Raw genomic sequence first — 26,391 nt, 5'->3', positions numbered from 1 at the left:
CTCAATTCTGCAGTTCGGCCTGGCTTTCGACGGGGTCGATCAGCACCGCGCGTTGCTGGCGCACCAGCAGGTCCAGGATCTGGTCCTGCTTCTCGCCGAGCACGCCGTTGAAGGAGATGCCGGAGGACTTGGTCGGGCCGAGCATGGCCACCTTGTAGAGCTCCAGCGACAGCGGTGAATCCACCGACAGCGGGCCCGAGCCGTTGCCGGCCAGCTTGCCGCCGACCACGATCAGCGAGACCTTGGTGTCGAAGGGGTCGAGGTCGATGTTGCGGTCGGTGTCGGACAGGTCCTTGATGTGGCCGTAGACGCCGATCAGCTTGTTGCCGGCCGCGAGGTTCTCGTACAGGCGGATGTTCACGCTGTTACGGATGCGGATGCCGTGGCGCAGGTTGGCCAGCACCTGGTTGCCGTAGATGAGGTTGTCGCCCGACTCGTAGAGGGTGATGCCGTCGGAGTGGTTGCGGTACACCTCGTTGTAGGCCACCAGGTTGCGCTCGGAATTACGGTCGAGGACGATCCCGGAGAGGTGGTTGTCGTAGGTCTTGTTGTGGATGATCCAGCTGTCGTTGACCTCACGGGAAACGATGATGCCGTGCTTCTTCTTGGTCCCGTAGACGGTGTTCTCGGCAATGATCAGGCGATGCGAACGGTCATGCGGGTCGATGCCGTAGACGATGTTGTTCTTGTAGGTGTTGCCGCGTACCACCAGGTCGTCGGCCTCGTAGCAGTAGAAGCCGTACCAGGCGTCCTCGAAGGTCGAGCCGATGACCCAGCCTTTGGGGCGCGGGCGCTTCATGGTCTTGTCCATGCCCGGGCTGTACTGCGAGATGGAAATGCCGTAGGCCTTGGAGGCGTTGTAACCGAAGCTGGTGAAGTGGCTGTTCACCAGGTAGGCCTCGGCGCCGCCCCAGGAGATCAGGAAGGGGCGGAACTCGTTGGGTGTCTTGTACCAGGCCGGTTCCTTCTTCGCCTCGTTCCACGCGGTGACCTTGGTGTCACGCACGAACAGCTTGCCGTCGTTGACCAGGAACGCGCCGCGGTCCTGGGACAGGCGCAGTTCCTTGACCTTGCCGTCGATCTCCAGGGTCGCGCCCTGGCTGACGACGATGGGCAGGCGGGCGATGTAGACGCCCGGTTCGACCTGCTCCAGCGCGGTCTTGGGCAGCTTGCCGGCCAGCTCCGCGAGGTTGACGTAGCCGCCGTCGATGAAGATTGCCTGGGGCATCTGGCGCTGGCGCTTCACCCACTCGGCGAGACGGTTCTTGCCGCCGGTGAATTCCTTCAGCGGCTGCTGCTGGACCATGCGCTGGACCTGCGCCTTGCCGCGCTTGTTGCGCTCGATCTTCTTCTCCACCGCCTCGGCGGTGTAGCCGGTGAGGTCGGGCAGCTTGGGCGGCTCCAGGTGCAGCGGCTCGCTGGGAGCGGCGGTCACGGTGTAGTTGCCGGACTCCTTCAGCGTCTGGGTATGGCCGGGCTCGCTGCTTGCCTGTTCTTCCGGGGCCTTCTCACCCTCGGTGGTCTTGCCGGCTTCGGCTTTCTTCGCGTGGGTGGCGCTGGCTTGGGCCTTGGCCGCGGGCTGCGCCGCCCAGGCCGGTGCGCCGGCGCTGAGCAGGCCGCCGAGCAGCAATGCGGTCAGCGGCAGGGCGTGTATCGGGTGGCGGTTCATGGCCGTGTCTCCTTGCGCGCGGACCTCCACCGGATACCCGGCCGCGCCGCGGGGGCGGTGCAAGGCAAGTCTGGGAGTCGGGTGGAGGGTCATCGCTACAGTCCTCAGAAGCGCCAGATCACGTCGACGAAGGCGTGGTGCATGGTCGAGTCGACGTGGCTGCCGTAGGCGTCGCCGGGCTTGAATACGCCGCCGCGGAAGCGGATCAGCGCCGACGGCTCGTCGATCGCCTGGCTCATGGAAGCCGGCAGCAGGCCCTGCTTGAAGTACTTGGTGACGACCAGATCGACTTCCTGGCCGACGTCCTTGGAGTTGTTGACCATCGGCGCGCTGATGCCGCTGTTGCCGATGTCCGAGTCGCCGTCCACGCGCCAGAACTTGTGGTACACGAGGCTGGCGTCGTAGTCGTCGCGCAGCTGCCAGGCGCCGAACAGGGTGGCGTCCTGGAGGTTGGAGAGCTCGCCGCGGAAGGCCTCACCGAAGCGGTGCACGCGCGAGCGGGTGCCGGTGAAGTTGGAGCGGTTGCTCTCAAGGCCGGTCTGCTGGAACTGGTCTTCGCCATCCTTGCCGCCGCCGCTGCCACGGGCGTAGCCGATACCGGTCTTCCACTGCTCGTCGATGTTCCAGCGCAGGCCGAGGTCGACGCCGTAGGCGTTGACGTCGCCGCTCTGCTTGCCGGTGGCGATGCGGTCGTCACCCACGGTGGTGCTGGTCAGGCGGTCGCGGTTGCCGGTCAGCCAGGTGGCGCTCGCCCAGTAGTTGAGCGGCATCTGCGAGCGGTAGTTGTAGCCGTCGCCGTTGGCCTCGATGCCGACCCAGGTGAGGTCGCCGGTGTAGGTCTTGTCGAGGGAATCGACTTCTTCGCCCGGGTCCTTCAGGTGGCCGCTGTCGTCGGCGTGGTGCAGGCGCAGGCCGACCCAGTGGTTGGGCAGCCATTGCGTGGAGATGTCGCCGAAGAAGTGGGTGCGGTCCTTGTCTTCGGGGGCCAGCTCGGTGAGGTCGGTGCGGTACTCGGAGAAGCGCTGGGCGACGCCGGCGTGGGCGCGCAGCAGGGTGGTGTCGAAGGTCCAGTTCAGCGCTTCGATGTTGGTGTCCTGCCACATTCCGCTGTCATCGCGCAGGCGCTGGCGGCCGAAGCGCAGGTGCTCGCCCGGATACTGGGTGAGGCCGGCGTAGTCGACCCAGAACTCGCGCAGGGCCAGGTAGCTGTCGTCGCGCTCGCGGCCGTCGTCCTGGTTGTCGGAGTCGTTGGAGGCGCTGTTGTCCTCCTGCAGGGTATCGGTCTGGATGGTGTCGGTGGCGGTCACCGCCTGGCCCATGGTGTAGGCGCTCCAGTCGCCCCACTGGCCGAAGGCCCAGGGGCGCACGTCCAGGCCGAGGCCATTGAGGTCGCCGCCGTGGGCGGTGCCCAGGTCACGGTCGTCCTCGGATTCGGCGGTCACCTTGATGTCGATGCCGAAGTTCTTCGGTGGCTCTTCTGCCGCATGGGCGAGGCTGCCGAACAGGGTGCCGGCGAGGCTCAGGCCGACGCCGAGCATGGCGGGGAACAGGCGGGCGCGGCGGACAGCGGAAGCCAGAGCGCGCGGCTGAACTCCATCGACGAGAGCAAACAGCGGGGTGGTCATCGGGTCGGTGCGCTTCATAGATTTTCTTGTTCCTGGTTGTTCTGCAGAAGGCTGACGGTGGCTTGCCAGTTGGCGCCGCGAGCCTGTTCTTCACGCTTGAGCAACTGCTGGGCCGCACTGCGGTCGGCCGGCTGGATCTGCGGTTCGATCTGCGCCATCAGGTCGCTGGCGGTGGGCACCTGCTGGCGCTGCGCGAGCTCGCCGAAGACGTAGGCGTTGACCAGGTTCGGGCGAATGCCGCGACCCTGCGAATAGAGCTGGGCGAGGGCCATGTCGGCGCTGGCCTGGCCGGCGCGGGCGGCGATGATGAGGTGGTCCACGGCCTTCTGCGGGTAGACCTGGCCGAGGAAGCCACGGCGGTAGATCTGGCCCAGGTAGTAGTGCGCCTGGGGTTCGGTGGCGGCGGCCTTGAGCAGGTGCTGCTCGGCCTTCTGCGGCTCCTGCGGGGCCCACTTGCCGTCGTAGTAGAGGCGTCCGAGCAGCAGCTCGGCGCGCGGCTGGGCGGCGTCCTGGGCTTTCTTCAGGTAGTCGAGCATCTGGTCGAGGTCGCCCAGGTCGGGGTTGTCGTACTGCAGCTTGGCGAGGCTGACCCAGGCGGCCGGGTAGGTCGGCGCGATCTCGGTGAGCAATGCCTGCGCGGCCTGCGGGTCGGCGGTGCCGATATTCGGATCGGCCAGCACGCCAGCCACCGATTCGACGCGCTCGGACGGCACGCGGCCGGCCTTCCAGCCTGCCTTGAGCGCTTCGAGGTGGGCCTTCTGCTTATCCGCATTGCCCTGCTTCTGGTACACGGTGGCCAGTTCCATCCAGCACACGTCCATGCGGTTCAGCCAGCGCTGGCAGACCTGCTCGACTTCGCTGAGGTGCTGGTCGTAGGTGCCCTGGGTGCGGTACAGGATGATCTGCGCCAGGTCCGCCTGCGGCAGACCCTGGGCGCGCCACTGGTCGATGCGCTGCTGCGGGTTCACGTTCGGCCAGGCCTGCGGGTACTGCAGGTAGAGGACGATCAGCGGAACCAGCGCGCTGTCCTCGCCTTCGTCGAAGGCGCGGGTCAGCAGCTGCTCGGCTTCGCGGTGCTCGGCGTCGGTGCCGCCGGGTTTGGCCGCCAGCCATTTGCCCAGGCGGGCGCGGGCGCGCGGGGAGCTCTCGGCTGCTTCGCGGTAGAGCTTCTCGGCGCGGGCCTGTTCATCGGGGTCGCCGGTGGCGGCCTGCATGTCGGCCAGTCCGACCTGTGCGTCGGCGTAACCCATGGTGGCCAGAGCCTGGAAGTTGGCCTGGGCGGTGGCGATGTCACCGCGGTCCAGGGCCTCCTGGGCCAGGCGCTGGTCAGGCAGGCCGGCGCAACCGGCCGCTGCAGCGATGGCCAGCGCCAATCCAATGTGTCGGCCGAGGTGCGGGGCGTGTCGCAGGACAGGTCGATTCATGCGGGCGGTCCTCTTAGCGGGCGGTGGCCAGGGCCATCGCCTTGTTCAGCAGGGTGCGGCCCGGCAGGCCGCCGATGCTGACTTCAGTCGGGCGGCCAGCCATCTGGCTGTCGAGCGGCTGGTCGGGAGTGATCTGCACACGGATTTCCGAGGACAGGTCTCCGTCCACCGGCGCGGTGCGCAGGATGCGGCCGCCGCGCACTTCGCTGTCGCCGGCGACCTGGAAGTTCACGTGGGTGCCGGGCGAGAGCTCGGCGGCGTTGCGGTAGGGGAAGCGCGCTTCGACGGTGGCCAGGCTGTCGCGCGGGGTCAGGGTGAAAATCACGTCGCCCTTGTTGGCGAACTGGCCGTTGGCGACGCGCTGCTCGACCACGCGGCAGTCGCACGGGCTGGTCAGGGTGCCCTTCATCTGGTGGCCGAAGAGCTTCTCGATGTTGCTCGGGTTGAGCTGTTCCTCGGTCAGGTTGCCCTTGAGCAGGTCCAGCAGGTTGGCGGAGAAGGAGGCGATCGGCGCGCCCTTGGCGACCTCCGCGCCCGGCTCCACCAGGCTTTCCACGGTGCCCTCGCGGGGCATGGTGATCTGCTGATTGGCGACGCTGACCACGCCCGAGTCGGCATGGGTGACGAAGTACAGGTTGTAGATCTGGTTGAGGATCACCGCGAAGGCGCCGACGCCGACCACGAAGATCGCGGTGCTCACGGTGACCGCGCGGAAGCGGCCGAAGAAGCCCATGCCGCCGGAGCCTGCACCATGCTTGCGGGCCTTGGTGAAGTTCTCGCGCTGCAGGGTGTTGAGCATGTCGCCCACGCTCACCACTTCACCGGCCAGGTAGGAGGTGATCAGGTAGCGCAGGGCGGCGATTTCGCGCGGCTTCAGGTGCTGGAATTCGCAACCGACGCGGGCGCTTTCGCGGTCATAGGAGCGCACCTGGAATTCCACTTCCAGGGAGAAGCTGATGCTGTCGATCTGGAACAGCAGCTTGCCCTTGTGCAGGTCGCCGACCTGCACCGGGGTGTTGTTGGCGGAAGTGAACGCGAAGCCGCCGGCGGACAGGTCCAGCAGGCGCGCATCGACGCCTTCGCGGTGGGATCCGATGTAGCGGATACGGGCGGGCAGCTTGACCCGGGCGTGCTGGCGCTGGGCTTCGGATTCATGCACGACATTGACGTTGACGGCGGTATTCATGAGGTCGAGTCCTGTTCGTAGATAGAAGTCGGGTCAGACGATGGTCAGCAGTACGGCGACGAAAACGCTGGCCGCGGAAAAGGTCATGGCTCGCGAGGACCAGGTGTTGAACCAGCGCTGGAAGCTGGCCAGGCCGCGGTCGAGCTTGGTGTTCTGGCGGGTCCACGACTGCTGGTCGAGGCGGAAGAACACGTAGATCTTCACCAGGGCACCGACGATCTGGTTGTAATAGAGGATCGCGGGATAGGCCGGCCCGATGTGGTGGCCCGACAGCGACAGCAGCAGGGTCAGGACGAAGCGGGTGATGCCGATCCACAGCAGGTAGATGAGCAGGAAGGCGATGCTGTACTTGATGCTGGCGATGATCGCGGCGACCAGACCGAGCAGGCAGGTCCACATCGACAGGCGCTGGTCGAACAGCACCACGCTGGTGAACCACCCCAGGCGTTGCGGACCCAGGGCCAGGGCGCGGGAGTTCTGCCGCAGGTTGTTGCCGTACCAGCGGAACATCAGCTTGCGGCTCGCCTTGATGAAGCTTTTCTCCGGCGGGTGCTCGACCGTGTTGATCGCCGCGTCCGGCACGTAGAAGGTGTCATAGCCCAGGCGCATCAGGCTGTACCAGCTGGACTTGTCGTCACCGGTGAGGAACTGGAAGCGACCCAGGCGCCAGTGGTCCAGGTGATCGCTTTCCACGTCGGTGATGAAGTCCGGGTCGGTGACCACGGCGGCGCGGAACACCGACATGCGCCCGGTCATGGTCAGCACGCGCTTGGACAGGGCCATGGAGCACATGTTGATGTGGCGCTGGGCGAAGCGCAGCTTGTGCCACTCGCTCATCACGTAGCTGCCCTGCACTTCGCAGAATTCGTTGGTGGTCAGGCCGCCGACGTTGGGGAAGAGCTTGAACCAGGGCACGGTCTTGCGTACCACGCCGGGCTCCAGCACGGTGTCGCCATCGATCACCGCGACCACCGCGTCTTCGTCCGGCAGGTGGCGGGAGATGGCGCGGAAGCCGTGGGCCAGGCCGTCACGCTTGCCGGTGCCGGGGATGCGCACGAAGTCGAGTTCGACGTGCTCCGGCGGGTTGAGCTTCTGCCACTGCTGCTTGATCAGCACCTCATCGGACATCTCGACGATGGAGCACACCACGGTGGTGGGGTAGCCGCAGGCAATGGCTTCTTCGATGACCGAGCGATAGACCATCGAGGTGGTCAGCGCATCGATACGGAAACTGGTGACCATCAGGTACACGTGGGACGGGTCTGCCGCTTCGCCGAGCTTGCGCATCCTGCGGCGGTAGTGCGGGTAGACCACGTAGAGGAACAGCATGCCGCGCAGGAAGTGCAGGCCGCCCATGGAATAGCGCCAGATGCCGACCGCGCCGATGAGCAGCAGGAAGTCCTTGGATTCGGCGTCGAATACGGTCGGCGGCACGAGCAGCGCCAGCAGCATCAGCAGGCCGAGAAAGACCAGCCAGCCGGTGGCCTCACCGATTATTCGTTTGTAGGTTTCCATCGTCGAAATCCGTCTGTCGCTTCTGGGGAAGTGGGGCTCTTGTAGGAGCGAACTTGTTCGCGAACCCGCTTGGCACGGTGGTGCGGCGGAGAGCGTTCGCGAGCAAGCTCGCTCCTACGAAGAGCTGATGGCGCTTACCAGCAGATGCCTTCGGCGCGCTCGTCTGTGACGCTCGGCATGAAGCCGATCAGGTCGACGACCTTCTTGCCTTCGGGCGCCTGCTTCACCACATCGACGAACAGCTCGTCACCGTTGCCCAGGACCAGGACGTCGGAGGACTTCACGACGGCGTCGAGGTCCGAGACCAGCAGCGAGGAGACATGCGGGATCTTCGATTCGATGTACTCCTTGTTCGCGCCATGGACGCGGGCGTACTCGACGTTGCGGTCGAAGATCTGCAGCTCGTAGCCCTTGCCGATGAGCATCTCGGCCAGTTCCACCAGCGGGCTTTCGCGCAGGTCGTCGGTGCCGGACTTGAACGACAGGCCGAGCAGGCCGACCTTGCGGCTGCCGTGGGCGGCGATGATGTCGAAGGCCTTCTGCACCTGGTGCTGGTTGCTGCGCATGATCGAGCCAAGCATCGGGTGCTCGATGTCCAGCTGGCTGGCGCGGTAGGTGAGGGCGCGCACGTCCTTGGGCAGGCAGGAGCCGCCGAAGGCGAAGCCGGGTTTCATGTAGTAGCGCGACAGGTTCAGCTTGCGGTCCTGGCAGATCACGTCCATCACTTCGCGGCCGTCGACGCCGACGGCCTTGGCGATGTTGCCGATCTCGTTGGCGAAGGTGACCTTGGCGGCGTGCCAGACGTTGCAGGTGTACTTGATCATCTCGGCGACCTCGATGGTCTTGCGGATGATCGGCGCGTCCAGCTCGCGGTAGATCTCTTCCAGCAGGTCGCCGGTCTGGGCGTCCAGCTCACCGATGACGGTCATGGGCGGGAAGTCGTAGTCCTTGATCGCGGTGGATTCGCGCAGGAATTCCGGGTTGGTGCCCACGCCGAAGTCGGCGCCGGCTTTCTTGCCCGAGCAGTCCTCGATGATCGGGATCACCACGTTGTTCACGGTGCCCGGCAGCACGGTGCTGCGCACGACCACGGTGTGGCGCTCTTTCTTCTCGCGGATGGCGTAGCCGATCTCGCGGCAGACGGACTCGATGTAGCCCAGGTCCAGGTCGCCGTTCTTCTTGCTCGGGGTGCCGACGCAGATGAACGACACGTCGGTGTCCAGTACGGCCTTCTTGAAGTCGGTGGTGCCCGACAGGCGACCGGTGCGGATGCCCTGCTGCAGCAGAGGCTCCAGGCCCGGCTCGACGATGGGCGACTTCCCGTTGTTGATCAGATCGATCTTGGTGGTGGACACATCCACCCCAACGACTTCATGGCCCCGTGCGGACAGGCAGCCGGCACATACTGCGCCAACATACCCAAGACCAAAGATGCTGATACGCATCGCATTCACCTCTTCAATGGTCGAACTGTTTAAAGTTGCCCGGTAGGGCGATTTTTAAAAGGGTGCAAGAACCCCCGGAGTTCACTGTTGAAGTGTTCTCCGTACTTCCTTCCAGGCAGGCATGGGAATCGATTGCTAAACTTTCGAGCACAGTCTTGGCGCAAACTTTGGATGTTTGCCCTGTTATGTTTCAGGCAGATTGCAAAGTTGGTGCAATGTCTGCCTGGCGTGCTCCAGTCTGGTTAGATGATTGCCTCGTCATCTGAAAAGTTCAGTTATTTCATTGGGTTGCGTTTCAAGGGTGAATCGACAAGAGCTGATCGAAATAACCTTGGAAGCAAAACTCCAATTTCCATCGGGGCATTTCTGTTTCGCCAACGATGGTCGTTGCGCAAATAGGATTTATCCGAAATGCGGTTAGTTCCTTCCGCCCATCCCGTCCCTGAAAGAATGTGAAATATCCAATTGATATCACCTGATGCTGCGCTAATGGCAAAACACAGGTCATTTTCGTCAATGCAAAGTGCAAGGTCGGGGAAAGTTCCATTGAAATTTTCGTTAAAAACGACCGTGTATCGTCGTCAAGACATTCGTTCAGCTGCCGTTCAGCTTTCTCTATTGCAAAGTGCAATCGTGAAATGCATGTCATGGCCAAAGGCTGTTAATGGCCAATGGATTACAACGGAGAGGGCGAATCAGGACGATTTCCATCCTTCCGACCGGTCCGGGCGGTCGAAAAATTTTCTCACGATTAATCCTGAAGCAGACGAACGGTCATTTTGCCCCTTTTACCAGTGTGGTCTTCAGGGGGTGTTTTGGGCAGGAAACGTACAGATCCGCCACCCGTGACCGGGCAGTTCCATGGTCAATGGCTTACAGGCCACTTGGAATCAGCGATTATTTTCGGGGTGAAACAGAGGCGAAGCGGTGCGGCTAATCGCCCCCTGTAGGAGCGGGCCGCGCCCGCGAACCGTCGGCAGGGCTGGCGGTTGCACCAGCTTCGGTCTTGCAGGGGCTTTCGTAGGAGCGAGCTTGCTTGCGAACCGCCCAACGCCGGACGTCCCGGCAGGAGGAGTGGGGCGCCTGGCCCATGCCCGCAACCGCACCCATGGGGCGTTCCCGCAGGTTCTGCGCGGAAACGAAAACGGGAGCCCTCAGGGCTCCCGTTTGGTGCAGCAGAAAAGGCGCTTCAGTCTTCGGCGTGGTCGCGCAGGAACACCAGCTGGTCGGCCTTGGAGTGCTCGGCGCTGTAGGCGTAGCCCGCGTAGTTGAAGTCCTTCAGGCCCTCGGGGTTGGTCAGGCGCTCCTTGATCACGTAGCGCGCCATCATCCCGCGGGCCTTCTTGGCGTAGAAGCTGATGATCTTGTACTGGCCGTTCTTCAGGTCCTTGAACTCGGTGTCGATCACCCGTGCGTTCAGGGCCTTGCGTTTCACCGCGCCGAAGTACTCGTTCGAGGCCAGGTTCAGCAGTACGTCGTCGCCCTGCTCGGCCAGGGATTCGTTCAGCCAGGCGCTGATGCGCTCGCCCCAGAAGGCATAGAGGTCCTTGCCACGGGCGTTGGCCAGCTTGGTGCCCATTTCCAGGCGGTAGGGCTGCATCAGGTCCAGCGGGCGCAGTACGCCGTAGAGGCCGGAGAGCATGCGCAGGTGGCGCTGGGCGAAATCGAAGTCGTCTTCGCCAAAATCCTCGGCCTGCATGCCGGTATACACGTCACCCTTGAAGGCCAGCAGTGCCTGCTTGGCGTTGGCGGGGGTAAAGTCCGGGTGCCAGCTGCCGAAGCGCGCGGCGTTGAGGCCGGCCAGCTTGTCCGACAGGTGCATCAGCTCGGCGATCTGCGCCGGGGCCAGTTCCCGCAGGATGCCGATCAGCTCCTGGGCGTCGTCCAGGTGCTCGGGCAGGGTAAAGCGCTGCGTCACCGGTGCGGTGTCGTAGTCCAGGGTCTTGGCGGGCGAAATCACCATCAGCATCGTGCGGTCTCCTACAAGCGAGCGGCGATTGTAAGGAGTCGCGGGCGTTGGCTCCACCTATGGGGACGATTAGCGTCGGGCCAGTGGCGGAGGCGACCTCTATATAGGCAGGCGAGGAAGCGGTGGCAGTCGGCGGCGAGTGCCGGGGTAGACGCGGCGTGCAGGGCTAAGGGACTGATCCGGCGAAAAAAGCGGAGGGCGTTACGAGGGGTAGGACTCCTAAAACTAGCGCTGTCCGGAGCCCCCGCCAAGGTATTTCGTCGTACGACGAAAAAAACTTTCGTAGGAAGGAAAAAGACTTTTTATCGTCATGTTTTTTCCTGTATTTGTTGAGTCGTAGACCGCCGAACCCTGCAGACAGGTGGCGGCCCCGGCCCGGCCAGTCCCTTGTATGCAGTGCTCTCGACTCCTGCCGATCCCAGGAACCCGAGAGCCGGTGGCTCACCGCACGGCGGAGCGCTGTAAAGGCATTCCGTCGTAACGCTCCTACAAGAGGTGACCTGCGTATGGATGACCACGGACGCTCCCGCCCCACCCAGCCCACCCTGTACGTCCTCGACACCAACGTCCTGATCCACGATCCCAACGCCTTGCTGAACTTCCAGGAGCACCACGTCGCGATTCCGATGACGGTGCTGGAGGAACTGGACAAGCTCAAGACCGGAAAACACACCGTGGCCGCGGAATGCCGCCAGGCAATCCGCCTGATCGATTCGGTGCTGGGCGAGGCCTCGCCCGAGCAGGTAGAGGATGGTGTGCCCATCCAGCGCGGCAAGAGCGGGCCGTGCGGCAGCCTGTCGATCCTCATGAGCAAGCGCGCCGAGCCGATCACCTGGCTGCCCGAGCACCTCAACGACAACAAGATCATCAACCAGCTGGTGGAGCTGAAGAGTCGCCATAGCAGCAAGCGCGTGGTGCTGGTCACCAAGGACATCAACATGCGCCTGAAGGCGCGTGCCTGCGGGGTATTCGCCGAGGATTACCACACCGACCAGCTGGTCGATGACATCAACCTGCTGTCGCGTGGTTATCACTCGCTGAGCGGATCGTTCTGGGACCGCGTCAGCAAGGTGGAGACCCGCCAGGACCGCGGTCGCACCTGGCACCGCGTGCAACTCACCGACAACCTGCCGGCGGTGCACATCAACGAGTTCATCGTCGATGAGCAGGGTTTCGTCGGCTGGATCAAGGGCATCGACCAGGACGAGCTGACCATCCTCGACCTGCACCAGGAACCGCTGCTGCACCAGGAAGCCTGGGGCCTGCGTCCGCGTGACGTGTACCAGTCCCTGGCGCTGTACGCGCTGCTGGACCCGGACATCCACCTGGTCAACCTGTCCGGCGCCGCTGGCTCGGGCAAGACCATCCTCGCCCTGGCTGCCGCCATCGAACAGACCATGGTCACCAAACGCTACAAGCGCATCATCGCCACCCGCAGCGTACAGGGCCTGGACGAGGACATCGGCTTCCTGCCCGGCACCGAGGCGGAGAAGATGGAGCCCTGGCTCGGCGCGATCACCGACAACCTCGAAGCGCTGCATTCGGATGATGAGTGCACCCATGGCAGCGTCGACTACATCCTCAGCAAGGTACCGCTGCAGTTCAAATCGCTGAACTACATCCGTGGCCGCAGCTTCCAGCAGAGCCTGATCCTGATCGACGAGTGCCAGAACCTCACCCCGCACCAGATGAAGACCATCATCACCCGCGCGGGCAACGGTTCGAAGGTGGTCTGCCTGGGCAACCTGGCGCAGATCGATACCCCCTACCTGTCGGCCACCAGCTCCGGCCTGACCTACCTGACCGAACGCTTCAAGGACTTCCCCCACGGCGTGCACGTGACCCTGCAAGGGGTGCCGCGCTCGGTGCTGGCGGAATTCGCCGAAGCCCACATGTAAGGCAACCAAGGCCCGCCGTCCGGCGGGCCTTTTCTTTCTGTTCGAGGCTGTTCGCGAGCGAGGACTGGGCGTTCCCCTCGGTTCTACAGGTCCGGACGCTTGCGCTCCTCGCAGGAGCGAGCCTGGTGGCGAACCCGCCCAGCGCTGGTGCCGGCGACCATCCCGCTCATACCTCTTCTTGTATACAATCCTCCCCCCAACGCGCCGCCCTCCGCTCCGCAGGCCGCGTCCACCGGGAGTACACTGTTCCCCTGATTCACCGGAGAGTTCCCACCGTGCTGACCCATCTCGATTCCCAGGGCCGCGCCAACATGGTCGATGTCACCGAAAAAGCGGTGACGTCCCGTGAGGCCGTGGCCGAAGCCCGGGTGCGCATGCTCCCGTCCACCCTGCAGCTGATCCAGGACGGCGGCCATCCCAAGGGCGACGTGTTCGCCGTGGCGCGCATTGCCGGTATCCAGGCGGCGAAGAAGACCCACGACCTGATCCCGCTGTGCCACCCGTTGCTGCTGACCAGCGTGAAGGTCGAGCTGGCCGCCGAGGGTGAAGACACCGTGCACATCGTCGCCCGTTGCAAACTGGCCGGGCAGACCGGTGTGGAGATGGAAGCGCTGACCGCCGCCAGCGTCGCCGCGCTGACCATCTACGACATGTGCAAGGCCGTGGACCGTGGCATGACCATCGACAGCGTGCGCGTGCTGGAGAAGCTCGGCGGCAAGAGCGGTCATTACGTTGCTACAGAAAGCGTTGCGGGAGACACCCCATGATCCGCGTGCAGTACTTCGCCCGCTACCGTGAAGCCCTCGGCCTGGATGGCGAGCAGCTGAACTGGAGCCAGTCCCTGGCCAGCCTGGACGACCTGCGGCGCCTGCTGCTGGAGCGCGGTGGCGCCTGGGATGTGCTCGGCGAGCAGAACCTGATGTGCGCGCGCAACCAGGAGCTGTGCTCCCTGGACGAGCCCCTCGCCGATGGCGACGAGGTGGCGTTCTTCCCCACCGTTACCGGAGGCTGAGCCCATGGCGATCCGCGTCCAGCCGGCGGTGTTCGATCCGGGCGCCGAACTCAATGCGATGCACGCCGCCAACGTCGGCGTCGGCGCGGTGGTCGGCTTCGTCGGCTACGTGCGTGATTTCAACGACGGCCGCGAGGTGGGCGGCATGTTCCTCGAGCACTACGCCGGCATGACCGAAAAGGCGCTGGCGAAGATCGAAGTCGAGGCCAATGAGCGCTGGCCGCTGCTGCGCCTGGAAATCCTCCACCGCATCGGCCGCCTGGAACCGGGCGAGCCTATCGTCTTCGTCGGCGCCGCCAGTGCGCACCGCCAGGCCGCGTTCGACGCCTGCAATTTCGTCATGGACTACCTGAAGACCCGCGCGCCGTTCTGGAAGAAGGAAGACACCACCGACGGCCCGCGCTGGGTCGAAGGGCGCTGCAGCGACAAGGCCGCTGCCGAGCGCTGGAAGGGCTGAGTCCTTTCGTCGCGCCTGCGTCCCTGCGGGGGCGCATTCGCGGAGCTTGTCTATGCTCAGGGGCGATGCCAGGGAGGTGTCGTTGCGCTACGCCAAGGACGCGTTCCTCGCCATGTTGTACATCTCCTGGCTCCGCCGCCGTGCCTGCCTTGGCCGCGCGGCGAATCGCAAGCCGAGGAGATTTCCATGACCAAGCCCAACTTTGCGCTCAAGACCCTCGCCGCCGCCCTGCTGGCGGGCGGCTTCTGCCAGGGCGCGCTGGCCTGCACCACCATCATCGCCGGGCGCAACGCCACCGCCGACGGCTCCGTGCTGGTCGCGCGGCTGGAGGACTACACCTACAACAACCACGCCAAGCGCTTCGTCGTGGTGCCGCCGCAGACCTACAAGGACGGCGACAAACTCAGCTTCGACAACGGTGTCAGCGTGCCCGCGCCCAAGGCAGGCCTGCGCTACACCGCCATGCGCGACTGGAACGGCGATCAGCGTGGCGCCCTTGGCCCGTGGAGTGAGTTCGGCGCCAACGAGGCAGGCGTGATCCTCTCCGCCACCAACAGTACCGAGCCCAATGACAAGGCAGCCAAGGCCGACCCGCTGGTGGCGGACGAGGGCGGGGTGATCGAGGCCATTCTGCCGGACCTGATCCTGCCCCAGGCGAAGACCGCCCGCGAAGGCGTGGAGCTGTTGGGCAAGTACGTCGAGACCCTCGGCGCCGGGGAAACCAACGGTATCCAGATCGCCGACGACAAGGAGGCCTGGCTGTTCGAGATCGGCTCCGGGCACCACTGGATCGCCGTGCGCGTGCCGGACGACGGGTACGTGGTCATGGCCAACGGCATGCGTGTGCACGACGCCGACCTCAACGACAAGGCCAATGTCCTGAGCAGTGCAGGCATCGCCGAGTTCGCCGAGAAGCACCAGTTGCTGGACAAGGTCGACCCGGCGAAATTCAACTTCGCCAAGGCCTTCGGCATCGTCGGCGACGCCTACAACGTCGACCGTGAATGGCTGGTGCAGAGCAAGCTGGAGCCGGGCCGCAAGCAGGACATCCGCCAGCAGCAGTATCCCTTCTATACCAAGCCGGAGAAGCCCATCAGCGTCGAGCAGGTGGCGGCCATCCTGCGTATCGACAACTACGCCGGCACCCCGCTGGACGGCAAGAAGCCGGCCGGTGACCAGAAGCAGCGGCCAATCGCCATGGAGCGCAACGTCGAGGCGCACATCCTGCAGGTCCGTCCGCAGATGCCCAAGGGCTTGCAGGTGCTGTCCTGGCAGTCCCTGGGCAACGTGCGCGACGGCCTGCTGCTGCCGTATTACCTGGAAAGCCTGCGCAACACGCCGCGGGTGTTCCAGCAGGGCAGCGACGACTTCGACGAACACTCGGCCTGGTGGACCTTCCGCAGCCTGACCTCCCTGGCCCATGCCAACGACAAGCAGTACATGCCACTGCTGCACGGCTGGCGCGATCGTCTGGAAGGCAGCCTGCGCGCTGCGCAACCGGCGCAGGACGACATGCTCAAGACCCTTGCGCAGAAGGACGGTGAAGTCGCCCGCGCCGCCGCCGAACGCTTCAGCAACGGCACCGCGCTGTGGGCCCTGGACCAGGCCGGCGTACTGCGCGCCAACATCCTCACCGACCTGACCAAGTCCACCGAGCAGAATTACAGCGCTGAGGAGCTGGAGAAGATCAAGCACCTCTAGTGCGCTGACGGCAGGTACTGCCCCGCTCGCGCCGGGGCAGTACCTCCTAGGAGGAATGGGCGGTAGAAGGGAAGGGGCGCAGGCTGGCGCCAGCCCTTTTTGCTCCGAATCGGAGAGCCCCTCATGAGCCATCTCAGCACCCCGGAATTCCTGCCGCTGGAGATCGCTGTCCTCACCGTCAGCGATACCCGCAGCCTGCACAACGACACTTCCGGCCAGGCCCTGGTGACCTCGCTGCAACGCGCCGGCCATGCCCTCGCCGAACGCCAGCTGGTGATCGACGACATCTACCAGATCCGCGCCGTGGTTTCGGCCTGGATCGCCGACCCCAAGGTCCAGGTCGGCCTGATCACCGGCGGCACCGGCTTCACCGCCCGCGACAATACCCCGCAAGCCGTCGCTCCGTTGCTCGAGCGCACCGTGGATGGCTTCGGTGAGCTGTTCCGGCAGATTTCCCGCGAGGAAATCGGCACCTCCACCATCCAGTCCCGCGCCATCGCCGGCATCACCAACGGCACGCTGATCTGCTGCCTGCCCGGTTCCACCGGCGCCTGCCTCACCGCCTGGGAGAAGATCCTCCTGCAACAGCTCGACAGCCGCACCAAGCCGTGCAATTTCGTCCCTCATCTCAAGCGCCTGCCCGAGCGCCCGGTTCTGGCCTGCGGTACACGCTCGTGAGCGCCTGCGGCTGTTCCGGCACCGGTCTGCGTCCGGTGGACGAGGCCATCGCCGCGCTGATGGACTTCGTTCCGCTGGCGCCGCCGACCGTGCGCGTCGACCTTGAAAGCGCCCTGGGCCGCATCCTTGCCGAGGACATCCACTCACCTATCGACCTGCCCCTGTGGGACAACAGCGCGATGGACGGCTACGCCCTGCGCAGCGCCGACATGGGGCCGGCAGGCGCACGGTTGCGAATCGCCGGCTACATCGCCGCCGGCGATGCCGCCCAGGTCGAACTGCAACCTGGCCAGGCCATGCGCATCTTCACCGGCGCGCCGTTGCCGCCGGGGGCGGACAGCGTGATCGCCCAGGAAGACTGTGAGGTCGATGGTGACTGGTTGCAGGTGCCCGTGGTCGGGCATGGCAGCCATGTGCGTCGCCGCGGTGAAGAGCTGTGCGAAGGCGATGCCTTGCTCAGTGCCGGGAAGAAACTGCGCGCCCAGGACCTCGGCCTGCTCGCCAGTGTCGGCCTGGACCGCGTCAGCGTCTATCGCCCGCTGCGTGTCTGTCTGCTGAGCAGCGGCGACGAGCTGCGCGAGCCCGGTGAGCCCCTGGCTCCGGGGCAGATCTACAACGCCAACCGCTTCAGCGTCGGCGCGTTGCTGCGCGGGTGGGGCATCGAAGTCCACGACTACGGCGTGCTCGCCGACACCCTGGCGGCCAGCCGCGATGCGCTGAGCCTCGCCGCGTCCGAATGGGACGTGCTGATTACCAGTGGCGGCGTGTCGGTGGGCGACCGCGACTACCTCAAGCAGGCGATTCGCGAACTGGGCGAGCTGCACCTGTGGAAGCTGAAGATGCAGCCGGGCAAGCCGCTGGCGTTCGGCAGCATCGCCGGCAAGCCGTGGATCGGCCTGCCGGGCAACCCGGCCGCCGCGCTGGTGACTGCACTGGTGGTGGCGCGGCCGTTCCTCTGGCGTGCCCAGGGGCGCAGCTCGGCCGATACCTTGCCGGTGACGCTGCCGGCGGGGTTCGACTGGCCCACGGCCAACTCGCGCCGCCAGTACCTGCGTGCGCGTCTGGAACTGGACAGCAGCGGCGTCGCTCGCATCTGCCTGCATCCGCAGCAGGGCTCGGCCATGCTGCGCGCGGCGAGCTGGGCCGATGGCCTGGCGGTGGTGGAGGCCGGGCGCACCCTGCACGCCGGCGAGCCGCTGCCCTTCCTGTCTTTCAGCGAACTCGGCGCCTGACGCCGTTCCCGGCTGCCGGCGGGGGCCGGCGGCCACCGCAATGCCCGGGGGAAGCATGCAACTGGTCTGTCCGGCGGGGAGTCTGCCCGCCCTGAAATCGGCCCTGCGCGAGGGCGCCGACGCGATCTACGTCGGCTTTCGCGATGACACCAACGCCCGGCACTTTGCCGGCCTCAACCTCGATGACCGCCAGCTGCGCCAGGGTGTGGAGCTTATCCACAGCGCCGGCAAGCAGATGTATGTGGCGGTCAACACCTATCCCGGCGCGGCCGGCTGGGCCCGCTGGCAACGCGCGGTGGACCACGCCGCCGATCTCGGCGTGGATGCACTGATCGCCGCCGATTGCGCGGTGCTCGGCTACGCCGCCAGGCGCCATCCGAAGCTCGCGCTGCACCTCTCGGTGCAGGGCTCGGCCACCAACGTGGCGGCGCTGGCGTTCTATCACGAGCGCTACGGTATCCGCCGCGCCGTGCTGCCGCGCGTGCTTTCGCTGGCGCAGGTGCGCCAGGTGGCGGCGAACAGCCCGGTGCCCATCGAAGTCTTCGCCTTCGGCAGCCTGTGCATCATGGCCGAGGGGCGCTGCCACCTGTCGTCCTATGTCACCGGCGAGTCGCCCAACCTCTGTGGCGTCTGTTCGCCGGCCAAGGCGGTGCGCTGGAGCGAGGAGCCCGAGGGCCTGACCTCGCGCCTCAATGACGTGCTGATCGACCGTTACGCGCCGGATGAGCCGGCAGGCTACCCGACCCTGTGCAAGGGCCGCTTCGTGGTCAATGGCGAGCGCTTTCATGCCCTGGAAGAACCCACCAGCCTGAACACCATCGACCTGATCCCGCAGCTGGCGGAAATCGGCGTGGCGGCAGTGAAGATCGAAGGCCGGCAACGCAGCCCGGCCTATGTCGAGCAGGTCACCCGCGTCTGGCGTCAGGCGCTGGATGCGTGGCAGCGCGCACCCGAGAACTACCGCGCGCTGACGCAGTGGCAGGACGCCCTGGACAAGCTTTCCGAAGGCCACCAGACGACCCTGGGCGCCTACCATCGCTCCTGGCAGTGAGGACCTCGTGATGAAACTCAGCCTGGGACCGGTGCTGTTCTACTGGGACCGCCGGACACTCCTGGATTTTTATGCGCAGATGGCCGAACAGCCGCTGGACGCCATCTACATCGGCGAGACCGTCTGCTCCAAGCGCCGCGCCATGTCGCTGGACAACTGGCTGGGCCTGGGGCGCGAGCTGCAGCAGCAGAGCGGGGCGCAGATACTCATCTCGGGCCTCGCGCTGATCGAGGCGGCCTCCGAGCTGTCGTCGTTGCGTCGCCTCTGCGCCAATGGCGAGCTGCAGGTCGAAGCCAGTGACATGGGCGCGGTGCAGATTCTCGGCACTCTGGGCGTCGAATTCGTCGGTGGCCCGGCGCTCAACGTCTACAACGGCTACACGCTGGCTGAGCTGCACGCCGCCGGCTTGCGCCGCTGGGTGCCGCCGGTGGAATGCTCCGGCGAGCAGATCCACGCGGTGATCGAGCAGGCGCGCGAGCTGGGCATCCACGACGTGGAGACCGAGGTGTTCGCCTACGGTCATCTGCCGCTGGCCTACTCGGCACGTTGCTTCACCGCCCGGGCGGAGAACCGGCCCAAGGACGACTGCCAGTTCTGCTGCATGAACTACCCCGAAGGCATGTCGATGCTCAGTCAGGAAGGCATGCCGTTGTTCACCCTCAATGGCATCCAGACCATGTCCGGCGAGGCCAGCAACCTGCTGGCGGACTACGCCTCGCTGCGTGATTGCGGCGCCGACCTGCTGCGCCTGAGCCCGCGTGCGGAAGGCATGGTGGAGGTCGTGCAGGCCTTCGACCGCGTGCGCAAGGGCGCGACGCCGCCCCTGGCGGTGGAGGGTTGCAACGGATACTGGCATGGCCGTCCGGGCATGTTGCGCAGCGATGAGGTGAACCTGTGCTGACACTCGAAACAGGTGCCCTGCGCGCCGCCGACCGCCTGCTGCCACTGGCCGCGCGCGTCCCTTCGGGGCTGCAGCGCGCGGTGCTGCAGCGAGCCGCCAATCGCCTGTTCGCCGAGCCGCTGGCGGACGGTGCCTTCGACATCCTCGACGGCCACTGGCTGCGCCTGGAAGTGAGCGATCTCGGTCTGGCCTGGAGCTTCACCCACGACCGTAACGGCCTGCGCTTCGCCGATGCCTGCTCGCCCAGCGTGACCATCCGTGGCAGCTGGCGCGATTTCCTGCTGCTGGCGGGGCGGCAGGAGGACCCGGACACGCTGTTCTTCCGCCGCCGTCTGGTGATCGAGGGCGATACCGAGCTGGGCCTGGCGGTGAAGAACCTGATCGACAGCCTCGATCCGGACAGCCTGCCGGCGTGGCTGTGGAGCGCCATGCGCCGCGCCAGCCGGGTGGTGCAGGAGAACGCCTGAGTCGCTCACCCTCTGCGATACCCATGCTGTTTTGGTGCGCCAATCGATGGGTATCGCTTCGCTCCACGCCATCCTACGCTGGAGCCGTCCTTCGGTTTTGAGCCGGGTCTGGGCGACTGACTAAGGTTCAGGCCGGGACGCGTACGAGGAACTGCAGTTCCTCGTAGAGCATCTCGAAGTCCTGCACCGGTGCGTCCTGGCCGTAGCGTTTCTTCAGGCCGTACTCGGTCAGGGTGATCTCGTGCTCGGCCTTCACCCCGTGGCGCGCCAGGCAGTTCTGCACGCAGTGCAGGTGGCAGCCATCCACGGCGATGATCGGCCGGCCGGAGCAGGCCTTCTTCACCAGTGCCGGCACGTCGCCGCCGACTCCCGCGATGCAGGACATCTCCGCCAGGCCGTCACGGTCCAGGCGCAGGGCGAGGTCGTTGGCCAGCTGCGCGAGGTTCGAGCAGCCGGAACAGGAATAGACGAGGGGCAGGTGCGGCGAGGGCGGCATGGGGACCTCCAGGGTGAGTCCCGCAGTGTCCTGCCGCGACGCCTTGTCGCGACATGATCTGAATCAAGTCGGCGAGTGGACTACTACCTGGTAGGTAGGGCGAATAAAGCGGAACGCTTTATTTGCCGTCGCAGGCAGTTGGCGGATAACGCCTGGGGCGTTATCCGCCCTACGTACGGGATCAGCTTTGCGTAGGGGGGGAGTGCGGTCAGACGAGGTGGTTCTCCACCGCCCACACCGCCGCCTCGACGCGCGAGCGCATGCCCAGCTTGTGCAGCACGCGCTTGACGTGGACCTTCACCGTGCCTTCGGTGATGTCGAGTTTTCGCGCGATCATCTTGTTGCTGTAGCCGTGGGCGAGCTGGCGGAGGATCTGCCGCTCGCGATCGGTGAGCTCCTCGATACCCTTGGGGCGGTCGTCGCCGCGCAGGGCCTGGGCCAGTACCTGGGTCAGCTGCGGGCTGATGGTGAGCTGGCCGGTGGCGGCCTGGCGGATGTGCTCGAGCAGGCGCTCGGGCTCCATGTCCTTGAGCAGGTAGCCGTCGGCGCCGGCGCGCAGCACGTTGATCACGTCGTTGCGGTCGTCGGAGACGGTGAACACCACGATGCGCGCATCTTCGCCGTTCTCGCGCATGGCGCGCAGGGTATCCAGGCCGGTCATGCCCTTCATGTTGAGGTCGAGCAGGATCATGTCCGGTTCCAGCTCCGCGGCCATGCGCAGCGCTTCCTCACCGCTGCCGGCTTCGCCCACCACCTGCAGGTCCTCTTCGAACTCCAGCAACTGGACGACGCCCTTGCGCATCATCGGGTGGTCGTCGACGAGCAGGATGCGTGCGCGGTCATCGGTGGGGGTGGCCGTCATGGGTGGGTCTCCGGGTATTGCGACAGGGGTTTGTGGGCGAAGCGCACGCTGACGCGGGTGCCCTGAGGCTCGCGCGGGGCGATGTTGAAGGTGGCTTCCAGGGTCTGACTGCGCTCCCGCATGATGCTAAGCCCATAGTGCCCATTGCGGCTCTGCGCTGGGTCAAAGCCCACGCCATCATCGTCCACGGTAATGCATACCTGGTCCTCGGCATCCTCGAAGAGGGTGACCTTCGCCTGCTTCGCCTGGGCGTGACGCACCACGTTGGACAGCGCCTCGCGGACGATCTGCAGGATGTGGATTTCCTCGTTGGGGTTGAGCGGAATGTGCGCCAGGCGGTTGTCCAGTTCGATGGCCAGGCCTCCGCGTTCGCCGAACTCCTCCACGGTCTTCACCAGCGCCGCCTCCAGGCTGGACTGCTCCAGGCTCAGGCGGAAGGTGGTGAGCAGCTCGCGCAGCTGGCGGTAGGCGCTGTTGAGGCCCTCGCGCAGCTCGTCGAGGGTCTCGTCGATCTTCTCCACCGGCACGTCGCGCTTGAGCAGGGTGGCCAGGCGGCTGACCTGGATCTTCAGGTAGGACAGCGACTGCGCCAGCGAGTCGTGCAGTTCGCGGGCGATGGTGCTGCGCTCGGCAAACAGCGCCAGACGGTTCTCCTGTTCCTGCTGCAACGACAGGGCGAAGGTGCGCGCGATGTTGTCGCAGAAGCCTTCGACGAACTGCTGTTGCCAGTCTTCCAGGTGGCCGTCGGGGGTCTCGATGAACAGCTCGCCGAAGCGGTGCTCGCCGATGGACAGCGGCTGCATCAGCAGCGGATTGATGCCGCGGATCGGATTGTTGCAGTGGTCGGCCTGGGCGCGGCACTCGCCGCAGTTGCCCTGCAGGCAGAAACTGCCGGTGATGCCGTCGGTGGTCAGCGAGGAGTAGGCACGTTCGACGCCGTCCTTGTTCAGGCACAGCGTCACCTTGCCGGCCTGCAGAACACGTTCGAGCTGGTTCAGCAGCGGCTGCAGCGAGCGCTCGTCGTACGGGTCCTGGCCCAGGCGGCGGGCGCTGTCGTAGAGCAGCTCCAGGCGCTGGTGGCTGTTGGACAGGTCGCGGGTCTTGTCCTCCACTCGCGCTTCCAGTTCGCGGTAGCTGGCCTGCAGTTCCGCGGCCATCTGGTTGAAGCGCTCGCCAAGCTGGCTCAGCTCGTCTTCGCCGCTGCTGCTGACGCGCGCGTCGAGGTCGCCTTCGCCCAGGCGGCGCGCGGTGGTGGTCAGTTCGCGCAGCGGGCCGACCACATGGTAGCTCAGGTCGTAGAGGCTGATGAACACCACCAGCAGGCTGAGGAACAGGCACAGGCCCTGCACCGTACTGAGCATCTGCGAGCGGTACTCGGCATTGCGCTGCAGGGTGCCGACGAAGCCGTCGATGTGCCCGACGAAGGTGTCCAGCGTGGCCAGGGCCGGGGCTTCGGAGAGGTCGAGGTTCTGCAGTTCTTCGCGCAACCGGTCGTGCTGCTGGCGGATCGGCGCGTCGGCATCGGAGCGGCGCAACAGGCGGGTGATCTCGTCGTTGTCCAGGCGCGCGGCGAGGGTCGATTGCAGGGCCTGGCGGTTGATCGGCGACGGGTCCAGCGCCAGGCGGTAGGTGAGCATCCGCAGCGAGCCGGCCTGGTTGATCACCGCCGCATCCTGGTGCGAATAGTCGGCGAACAGCAGGGCGCTGAACATCCCGGCCAGGGCCAGTGATACCAGCAGCGTGAGGTAGCAGCCGAAGCGCACGACGATGGATTTGCGCAGGGAAGGGCGCCCGGCGGGGGGACTACCCACAAAGAGTCGGTCGTGGCCGGCAGGGTCGGCAGTGCGTGCCGTATTCATAAGAAATGCCTTTTAAAACAATGAGTTAAGCATTCATTTCAGTGATACCCACAAGGAGGTAGCGGCGCGCATCTGCTCACGAATCGCCGTTTGGCTCATTGATGGCGATCAAGAGAAGGCGGCTAGTCCTTACCTAACGTGCGGGCAAAGGCTGTCAGGAAGTGAGCTTAGCCATGTTGTCCCACCGTCAGAAACAGTACTCCGTGCTCGGCATGAGCACACTGGCGTTCGCCGTGAACTTCGCGGTCTGGACGATGTTTTCGATCATCGGTATCCGCATCAAGGAAGAGCTGGGCCTGTCCGAGGCACAGTTCGGCCTGATGGTGGCGCTGCCGATTCTTACCGGTTCGCTGGTGCGCCTGCCGCTGGGCTTGATCACCGACCGCTTCGGCGGGCGCATCGTGTTCTTCATCCACATGCTGCTGGTGGCCATCCCGATCTACGGCCTGGCCTTCGCCACCCTCTACTGGCACTACCTGGTGCTGGGCCTGTTCGTCGGCCTGGCCGGTGGCTCCTTCGCCGTGGGCATCGCCTACACCTCCTCGTGGTTCGAGAAGGAACGCCAGGGCACCGCCATGGGCATCTTCGGCGCCGGCAACGCCGGTGCGGCGATCACCAACCTCGTGGCGCCGATGATCGTGGTCGCCTTCGGCTGGCGCATGGTCCCGCAGATCTACTCGGTGGCCATGCTGGTGACCGCGCTGCTGTTCTGGTTCTGCACCTGGACCGACCCCGCCCACACCAAGGGCGGCGACGCCGACCCGAGCCGTCCGCGCCCGACCCTGGCCAAGCAACTGGCACCGCTGGGCGAGCTGCGCGTGTGGCGCTTCGGCCTGTACTACTTCTTCGTCTTCGGCGGCTTCGTCGCCCTGGCCCTGTGGCTGCCCAAGTACTACATCGCCGAATACGGCCTGGACCTGCGCACCGCCTCCTTCATCACCATGCTGTTCACCCTGCCGTCTGGCCTGATCCGCGCCCTGGGCGGCTGGTTCAGCGACAACTACGGCGCCCGTGCGGTGAACTGGGGCGTGTTCTGGATCTGCCTGGTCTGCCTGTTCTTCCTATCGTACCCGCCGACCACCATGACCATTCACGGCATCAAGGGCGACGTCAGCCTCGGCATCGGCCTGAACGTCTGGCTGTTCACCTTCCTGGTGTTCGTCGTGGGCATCGCCCAGGGCTTCGGCAAGGCCAGCGTGTACCGGATCATCCACGACTACTACCCGCAGAACATGGGCACCGTCGGCGGCATGGTCGGGGTCATCGGCGGCCTCGGCGGCTTCTGCCTGCCCATCCTGTTCGGCTACGCCGCCGACCACATCGGCGTGCGCTCCTCCTGCTTCATGTTGCTGTTCGGCCTGACCGTGATCTGCATGGTCTGGATGCACTACGCGATCAAACAGCAGCAACGCCTCGATGGCCAGGCTCACGCGGCCGACGTCGACGCCACTCCCATTCCTTCTCGTCAATCCTGAGGTAGTGCCGTCATGGGCATGATCAACTCCCAACTCAAAGCCGCCAGCGGTCCGCTGCTGATCGACTGGCGCCCCGAGGACTCCGAGTTCTGGGCGCGCAGCGGCAAGCGCATCGCCGCGCGCAACCTGTGGATCTCGATCCCCGCGCTGCTGCTTGCCTTCGCCGTCTGGATGATCTGGAGCACCGTCACCGTGCGCCTGAACGCCGCCGGTTTCAGCTTCAGCAACGACCAGCTGTTCATGCTCGCCGCGCTGCCATCGATCTCCGGCGCCACCCTGCGGGTGTTCTACTCCTTCATGGTGCCGGTGTTCGGCGGCCGCCGCTGGACTGCGCTGTCCACCGCCTCGCTGCTGATCCCCTGCCTGTGGCTGGGCTTCGCCGTGCAGGACCCGACCACCCCGTACTGGGTGTTCGCGACCATTGCCCTGCTGTGCGGTTTCGGCGGCGGCAACTTCGCCTCGAGCATGTCCAACATCAGTTTCTTCTACCCGAAGAACTCCCAGGGCACTGCCCTGGGCCTGAACGCCGGCCTGGGCAACCTGGGCGTCTCGGTGATGCAGTTCGCCGTACCGCTGGCCGTGGCCGGTGGCCTGTTCGGTGCCTTCGGTGGTGAGCCGCAGGAGCTGTCCGACGGTGGTCGCCTGTTCCTGCAGAACGCTGGCTGGATCTGGGTGCCCTTCATCGCCGTGGTGGCCGTGGCCGCCTGGTTCGGCATGAACGACATCGCTGATGCCAAGGCGTCCGTCCGCGACCAGGCGGTGATCTTCAAGCGCAAGCACAACTGGCTGATGTGCTGGCTGTACGTGGCCACCTTCGGCTCGTTCATCGGCTTCTCCGCCGGCTTCGCCATGCTCAGCAAGACCCAGTTCCCGGACATCAACCCGCTGCAGTACGCCTTCCTCGGCCCGCTGGTCGGCGCCCTGAGCCGGCCGCTGGGCGGCTGGCTGGCGGACAAGTTCGGTGGCGCGCGCATCACCCTGTGGAACTACGTGGCAATGGTCGCCGGGGTGTTCGCGGTGATCAGCTTCCTGCCGGGCGCCAACGGTGCGGGCAGCTTCTTTGGCTTCCTCGGCTCCTTCATCGGGCTGTTCTTCTTCGCCGGCATCGGCAACGGCAGCACCTTCCGCATGATCCCGGTGATCTTCCGCAACGAGTGGGCCGCGCGCCTGAAGCAGGGCAGCTGCACCGAGGCTCAGGCAGCCAAGAGCGCCAGCATGGAATCAGCGGCGGTGATCGGTTTCTCCGCTGCCATCGGCGCCTTCGGCGGCTTCTTCATTCCCAAGGCTTTCGGCACTTCGCTGGCCATGACCGGCAGCGCCGAGGGCGCCCTCTATGTGTTCGTCGCGTACTACGTGAGCTGCATCGTCGCCACCTGGTGGTGGTATGCGCGCAAGGGGGCCGAGAGCCCCTGCTGATTGCCGTGGCGGGCGCGCCTGCGCCCGCCGCCAAACCGTTCCGCGAGCTTGAT

General features: G+C 65.5%; 22 protein-coding genes. 12 read left to right on the top strand and 10 right to left on the bottom strand.

What is annotated here, in order from left to right:
- Nucleotide 1: 1 nt before the first annotated feature.
- The 7 genes from algG to yaaA all read right to left on the bottom strand — a co-directional run bounded on the left by algG (nucleotide 2) and on the right by yaaA (nucleotide 10,833).
- Entirely contained in the window at nucleotides 2-1,669 is a 1,668-nt protein-coding gene (gene algG / locus IB255_RS04335; RefSeq protein ID WP_081516174.1) for a mannuronan 5-epimerase AlgG, read from the bottom strand.
- Nucleotides 1,670-1,773: 104 nt separating this feature from the next.
- A complete protein-coding gene (locus tag IB255_RS04330; RefSeq protein ID WP_139791480.1) occupies nucleotides 1,774-3,207 on the bottom strand; it encodes an alginate export family protein in 1,434 nt (477 codons plus the stop codon).
- A gap of 101 nt (nucleotides 3,208-3,308) precedes the next feature.
- Entirely contained in the window at nucleotides 3,309-4,718 is a 1,410-nt protein-coding gene (algK, locus tag IB255_RS04325) for an alginate biosynthesis TPR repeat lipoprotein AlgK (RefSeq protein ID WP_081516170.1), read from the bottom strand.
- Nucleotides 4,719-4,731: 13 nt separating this feature from the next.
- Nucleotides 4,732-5,904 (bottom strand): alginate biosynthesis protein Alg44, encoded by a 1,173-nt coding sequence (locus tag IB255_RS04320; RefSeq protein ID WP_081516168.1) that lies wholly within the window; start codon nucleotides 5,902-5,904, stop codon nucleotides 4,732-4,734.
- Nucleotides 5,905-5,937: 33 nt separating this feature from the next.
- On the bottom strand, nucleotides 5,938-7,419 hold the full coding sequence (alg8, locus tag IB255_RS04315; RefSeq protein WP_081516166.1) for a mannuronan synthase: 1,482 nt from the start codon (nucleotides 7,417-7,419) through the stop codon (nucleotides 5,938-5,940).
- A gap of 134 nt (nucleotides 7,420-7,553) precedes the next feature.
- Complete coding sequence (gene algD / locus IB255_RS04310) at nucleotides 7,554-8,864, bottom strand: GDP-mannose 6-dehydrogenase (RefSeq protein ID WP_081516164.1); 1,311 nt, start codon at nucleotides 8,862-8,864, stop codon at nucleotides 7,554-7,556.
- A gap of 1,189 nt (nucleotides 8,865-10,053) precedes the next feature.
- The gene (yaaA, locus tag IB255_RS04305; protein ID WP_081516162.1) at nucleotides 10,054-10,833 is read right to left on the bottom strand and encodes a peroxide stress protein YaaA; all 780 of its coding nucleotides are present in this window, start codon (nucleotides 10,831-10,833) and stop codon (nucleotides 10,054-10,056) included.
- Between the two features lie 506 nt (nucleotides 10,834-11,339).
- Between yaaA and IB255_RS04300 the strand changes: the two genes are divergently transcribed.
- The 10 genes from IB255_RS04300 (at nucleotide 11,340) to ubiT (ending at nucleotide 20,230) form a co-directional block, all read left to right on the top strand.
- Nucleotides 11,340-12,731: a PhoH family protein gene (locus tag IB255_RS04300; RefSeq protein WP_017519020.1), complete on the top strand. Its 1,392-nt coding sequence runs from the start codon at nucleotides 11,340-11,342 to the stop codon at nucleotides 12,729-12,731.
- A 275-nt stretch (nucleotides 12,732-13,006) separates the two neighbouring features.
- A complete protein-coding gene (moaC, locus tag IB255_RS04295) occupies nucleotides 13,007-13,498 on the top strand; it encodes a cyclic pyranopterin monophosphate synthase MoaC (protein ID WP_081516160.1) in 492 nt (163 codons plus the stop codon).
- A complete protein-coding gene (locus tag IB255_RS04290) occupies nucleotides 13,495-13,743 on the top strand; it encodes a MoaD/ThiS family protein (protein ID WP_045210719.1) in 249 nt (82 codons plus the stop codon). The genes moaC and IB255_RS04290 overlap by 4 nt, the downstream gene beginning before the upstream one ends.
- Before the next feature lie 4 nt (nucleotides 13,744-13,747).
- Entirely contained in the window at nucleotides 13,748-14,200 is a 453-nt protein-coding gene (gene moaE / locus IB255_RS04285; RefSeq protein WP_081516158.1) for a molybdopterin synthase catalytic subunit MoaE, read from the top strand.
- 186 nt (nucleotides 14,201-14,386) lie between these two features.
- Complete coding sequence (locus tag IB255_RS04280) at nucleotides 14,387-15,901, top strand: C69 family dipeptidase (RefSeq protein WP_081516157.1); 1,515 nt, start codon at nucleotides 14,387-14,389, stop codon at nucleotides 15,899-15,901.
- A 123-nt stretch (nucleotides 15,902-16,024) separates the two neighbouring features.
- On the top strand, nucleotides 16,025-16,579 hold the full coding sequence (moaB, locus tag IB255_RS04275) for a molybdenum cofactor biosynthesis protein B (RefSeq protein ID WP_081516155.1): 555 nt from the start codon (nucleotides 16,025-16,027) through the stop codon (nucleotides 16,577-16,579).
- Entirely contained in the window at nucleotides 16,576-17,811 is a 1,236-nt protein-coding gene (gene glp, locus IB255_RS04270) for a gephyrin-like molybdotransferase Glp (protein ID WP_081516153.1), read from the top strand. Before moaB ends, glp begins: the two co-directional genes overlap by 4 nt.
- Nucleotides 17,812-17,866: 55 nt before the next feature.
- Nucleotides 17,867-18,862 (top strand): ubiquinone anaerobic biosynthesis protein UbiU, encoded by a 996-nt coding sequence (gene ubiU / locus IB255_RS04265; RefSeq protein WP_081516151.1) that lies wholly within the window; start codon nucleotides 17,867-17,869, stop codon nucleotides 18,860-18,862.
- 10 nt (nucleotides 18,863-18,872) lie between these two features.
- Nucleotides 18,873-19,763, top strand: a complete 891-nt coding sequence (locus IB255_RS04260; RefSeq protein ID WP_081516149.1) for a U32 family peptidase — start codon at nucleotides 18,873-18,875, stop codon at nucleotides 19,761-19,763.
- The gene (gene ubiT, locus IB255_RS04255) at nucleotides 19,757-20,230 is read left to right on the top strand and encodes a ubiquinone anaerobic biosynthesis accessory factor UbiT (RefSeq protein ID WP_081516147.1); all 474 of its coding nucleotides are present in this window, start codon (nucleotides 19,757-19,759) and stop codon (nucleotides 20,228-20,230) included. Before IB255_RS04260 ends, ubiT begins: the two co-directional genes overlap by 7 nt.
- Nucleotides 20,231-20,357: 127 nt before the next feature.
- Here ubiT and IB255_RS04250 read toward each other — a convergent pair whose 3' ends face one another.
- The 3 genes from IB255_RS04250 to IB255_RS04240 all read right to left on the bottom strand — a co-directional run bounded on the left by IB255_RS04250 (nucleotide 20,358) and on the right by IB255_RS04240 (nucleotide 23,447).
- Nucleotides 20,358-20,726, bottom strand: coding sequence for a putative zinc-binding protein (locus tag IB255_RS04250; RefSeq protein WP_015478588.1), 369 nt, complete (start codon nucleotides 20,724-20,726; stop codon nucleotides 20,358-20,360).
- 208 nt (nucleotides 20,727-20,934) lie between these two features.
- The gene (narL, locus tag IB255_RS04245; RefSeq protein ID WP_081516145.1) at nucleotides 20,935-21,588 is read right to left on the bottom strand and encodes a two-component system response regulator NarL; all 654 of its coding nucleotides are present in this window, start codon (nucleotides 21,586-21,588) and stop codon (nucleotides 20,935-20,937) included.
- Nucleotides 21,585-23,447: a histidine kinase gene (locus IB255_RS04240; RefSeq protein ID WP_081516143.1), complete on the bottom strand. Its 1,863-nt coding sequence runs from the start codon at nucleotides 23,445-23,447 to the stop codon at nucleotides 21,585-21,587. The genes narL and IB255_RS04240 overlap by 4 nt, the downstream gene beginning before the upstream one ends.
- 173 nt (nucleotides 23,448-23,620) lie before the next feature.
- Here IB255_RS04240 and IB255_RS04235 point away from each other — a divergent pair, with 173 nt between their 5' ends.
- Together IB255_RS04235 and IB255_RS04230 are read left to right on the top strand one after the other, a co-directional pair.
- Complete coding sequence (locus IB255_RS04235; protein ID WP_081516141.1) at nucleotides 23,621-24,922, top strand: nitrate/nitrite transporter; 1,302 nt, start codon at nucleotides 23,621-23,623, stop codon at nucleotides 24,920-24,922.
- Between the two features lie 12 nt (nucleotides 24,923-24,934).
- Nucleotides 24,935-26,338 carry a NarK family nitrate/nitrite MFS transporter gene (locus IB255_RS04230; protein WP_081516139.1) on the top strand — a complete coding sequence of 468 codons (1,404 nt, stop codon included), beginning with the start codon at nucleotides 24,935-24,937 and terminating at the stop codon, nucleotides 26,336-26,338.
- Nucleotides 26,339-26,391: the final 53 nt, after the last annotated feature.

Source organism: Pseudomonas sp. PDM22 (genome assembly GCF_014851965.1).
Classification (GTDB): Bacteria; Pseudomonadota; Gammaproteobacteria; order Pseudomonadales; family Pseudomonadaceae; genus Pseudomonas.
This window is presented reverse-complemented; position numbering and strand designations above follow the sequence as displayed.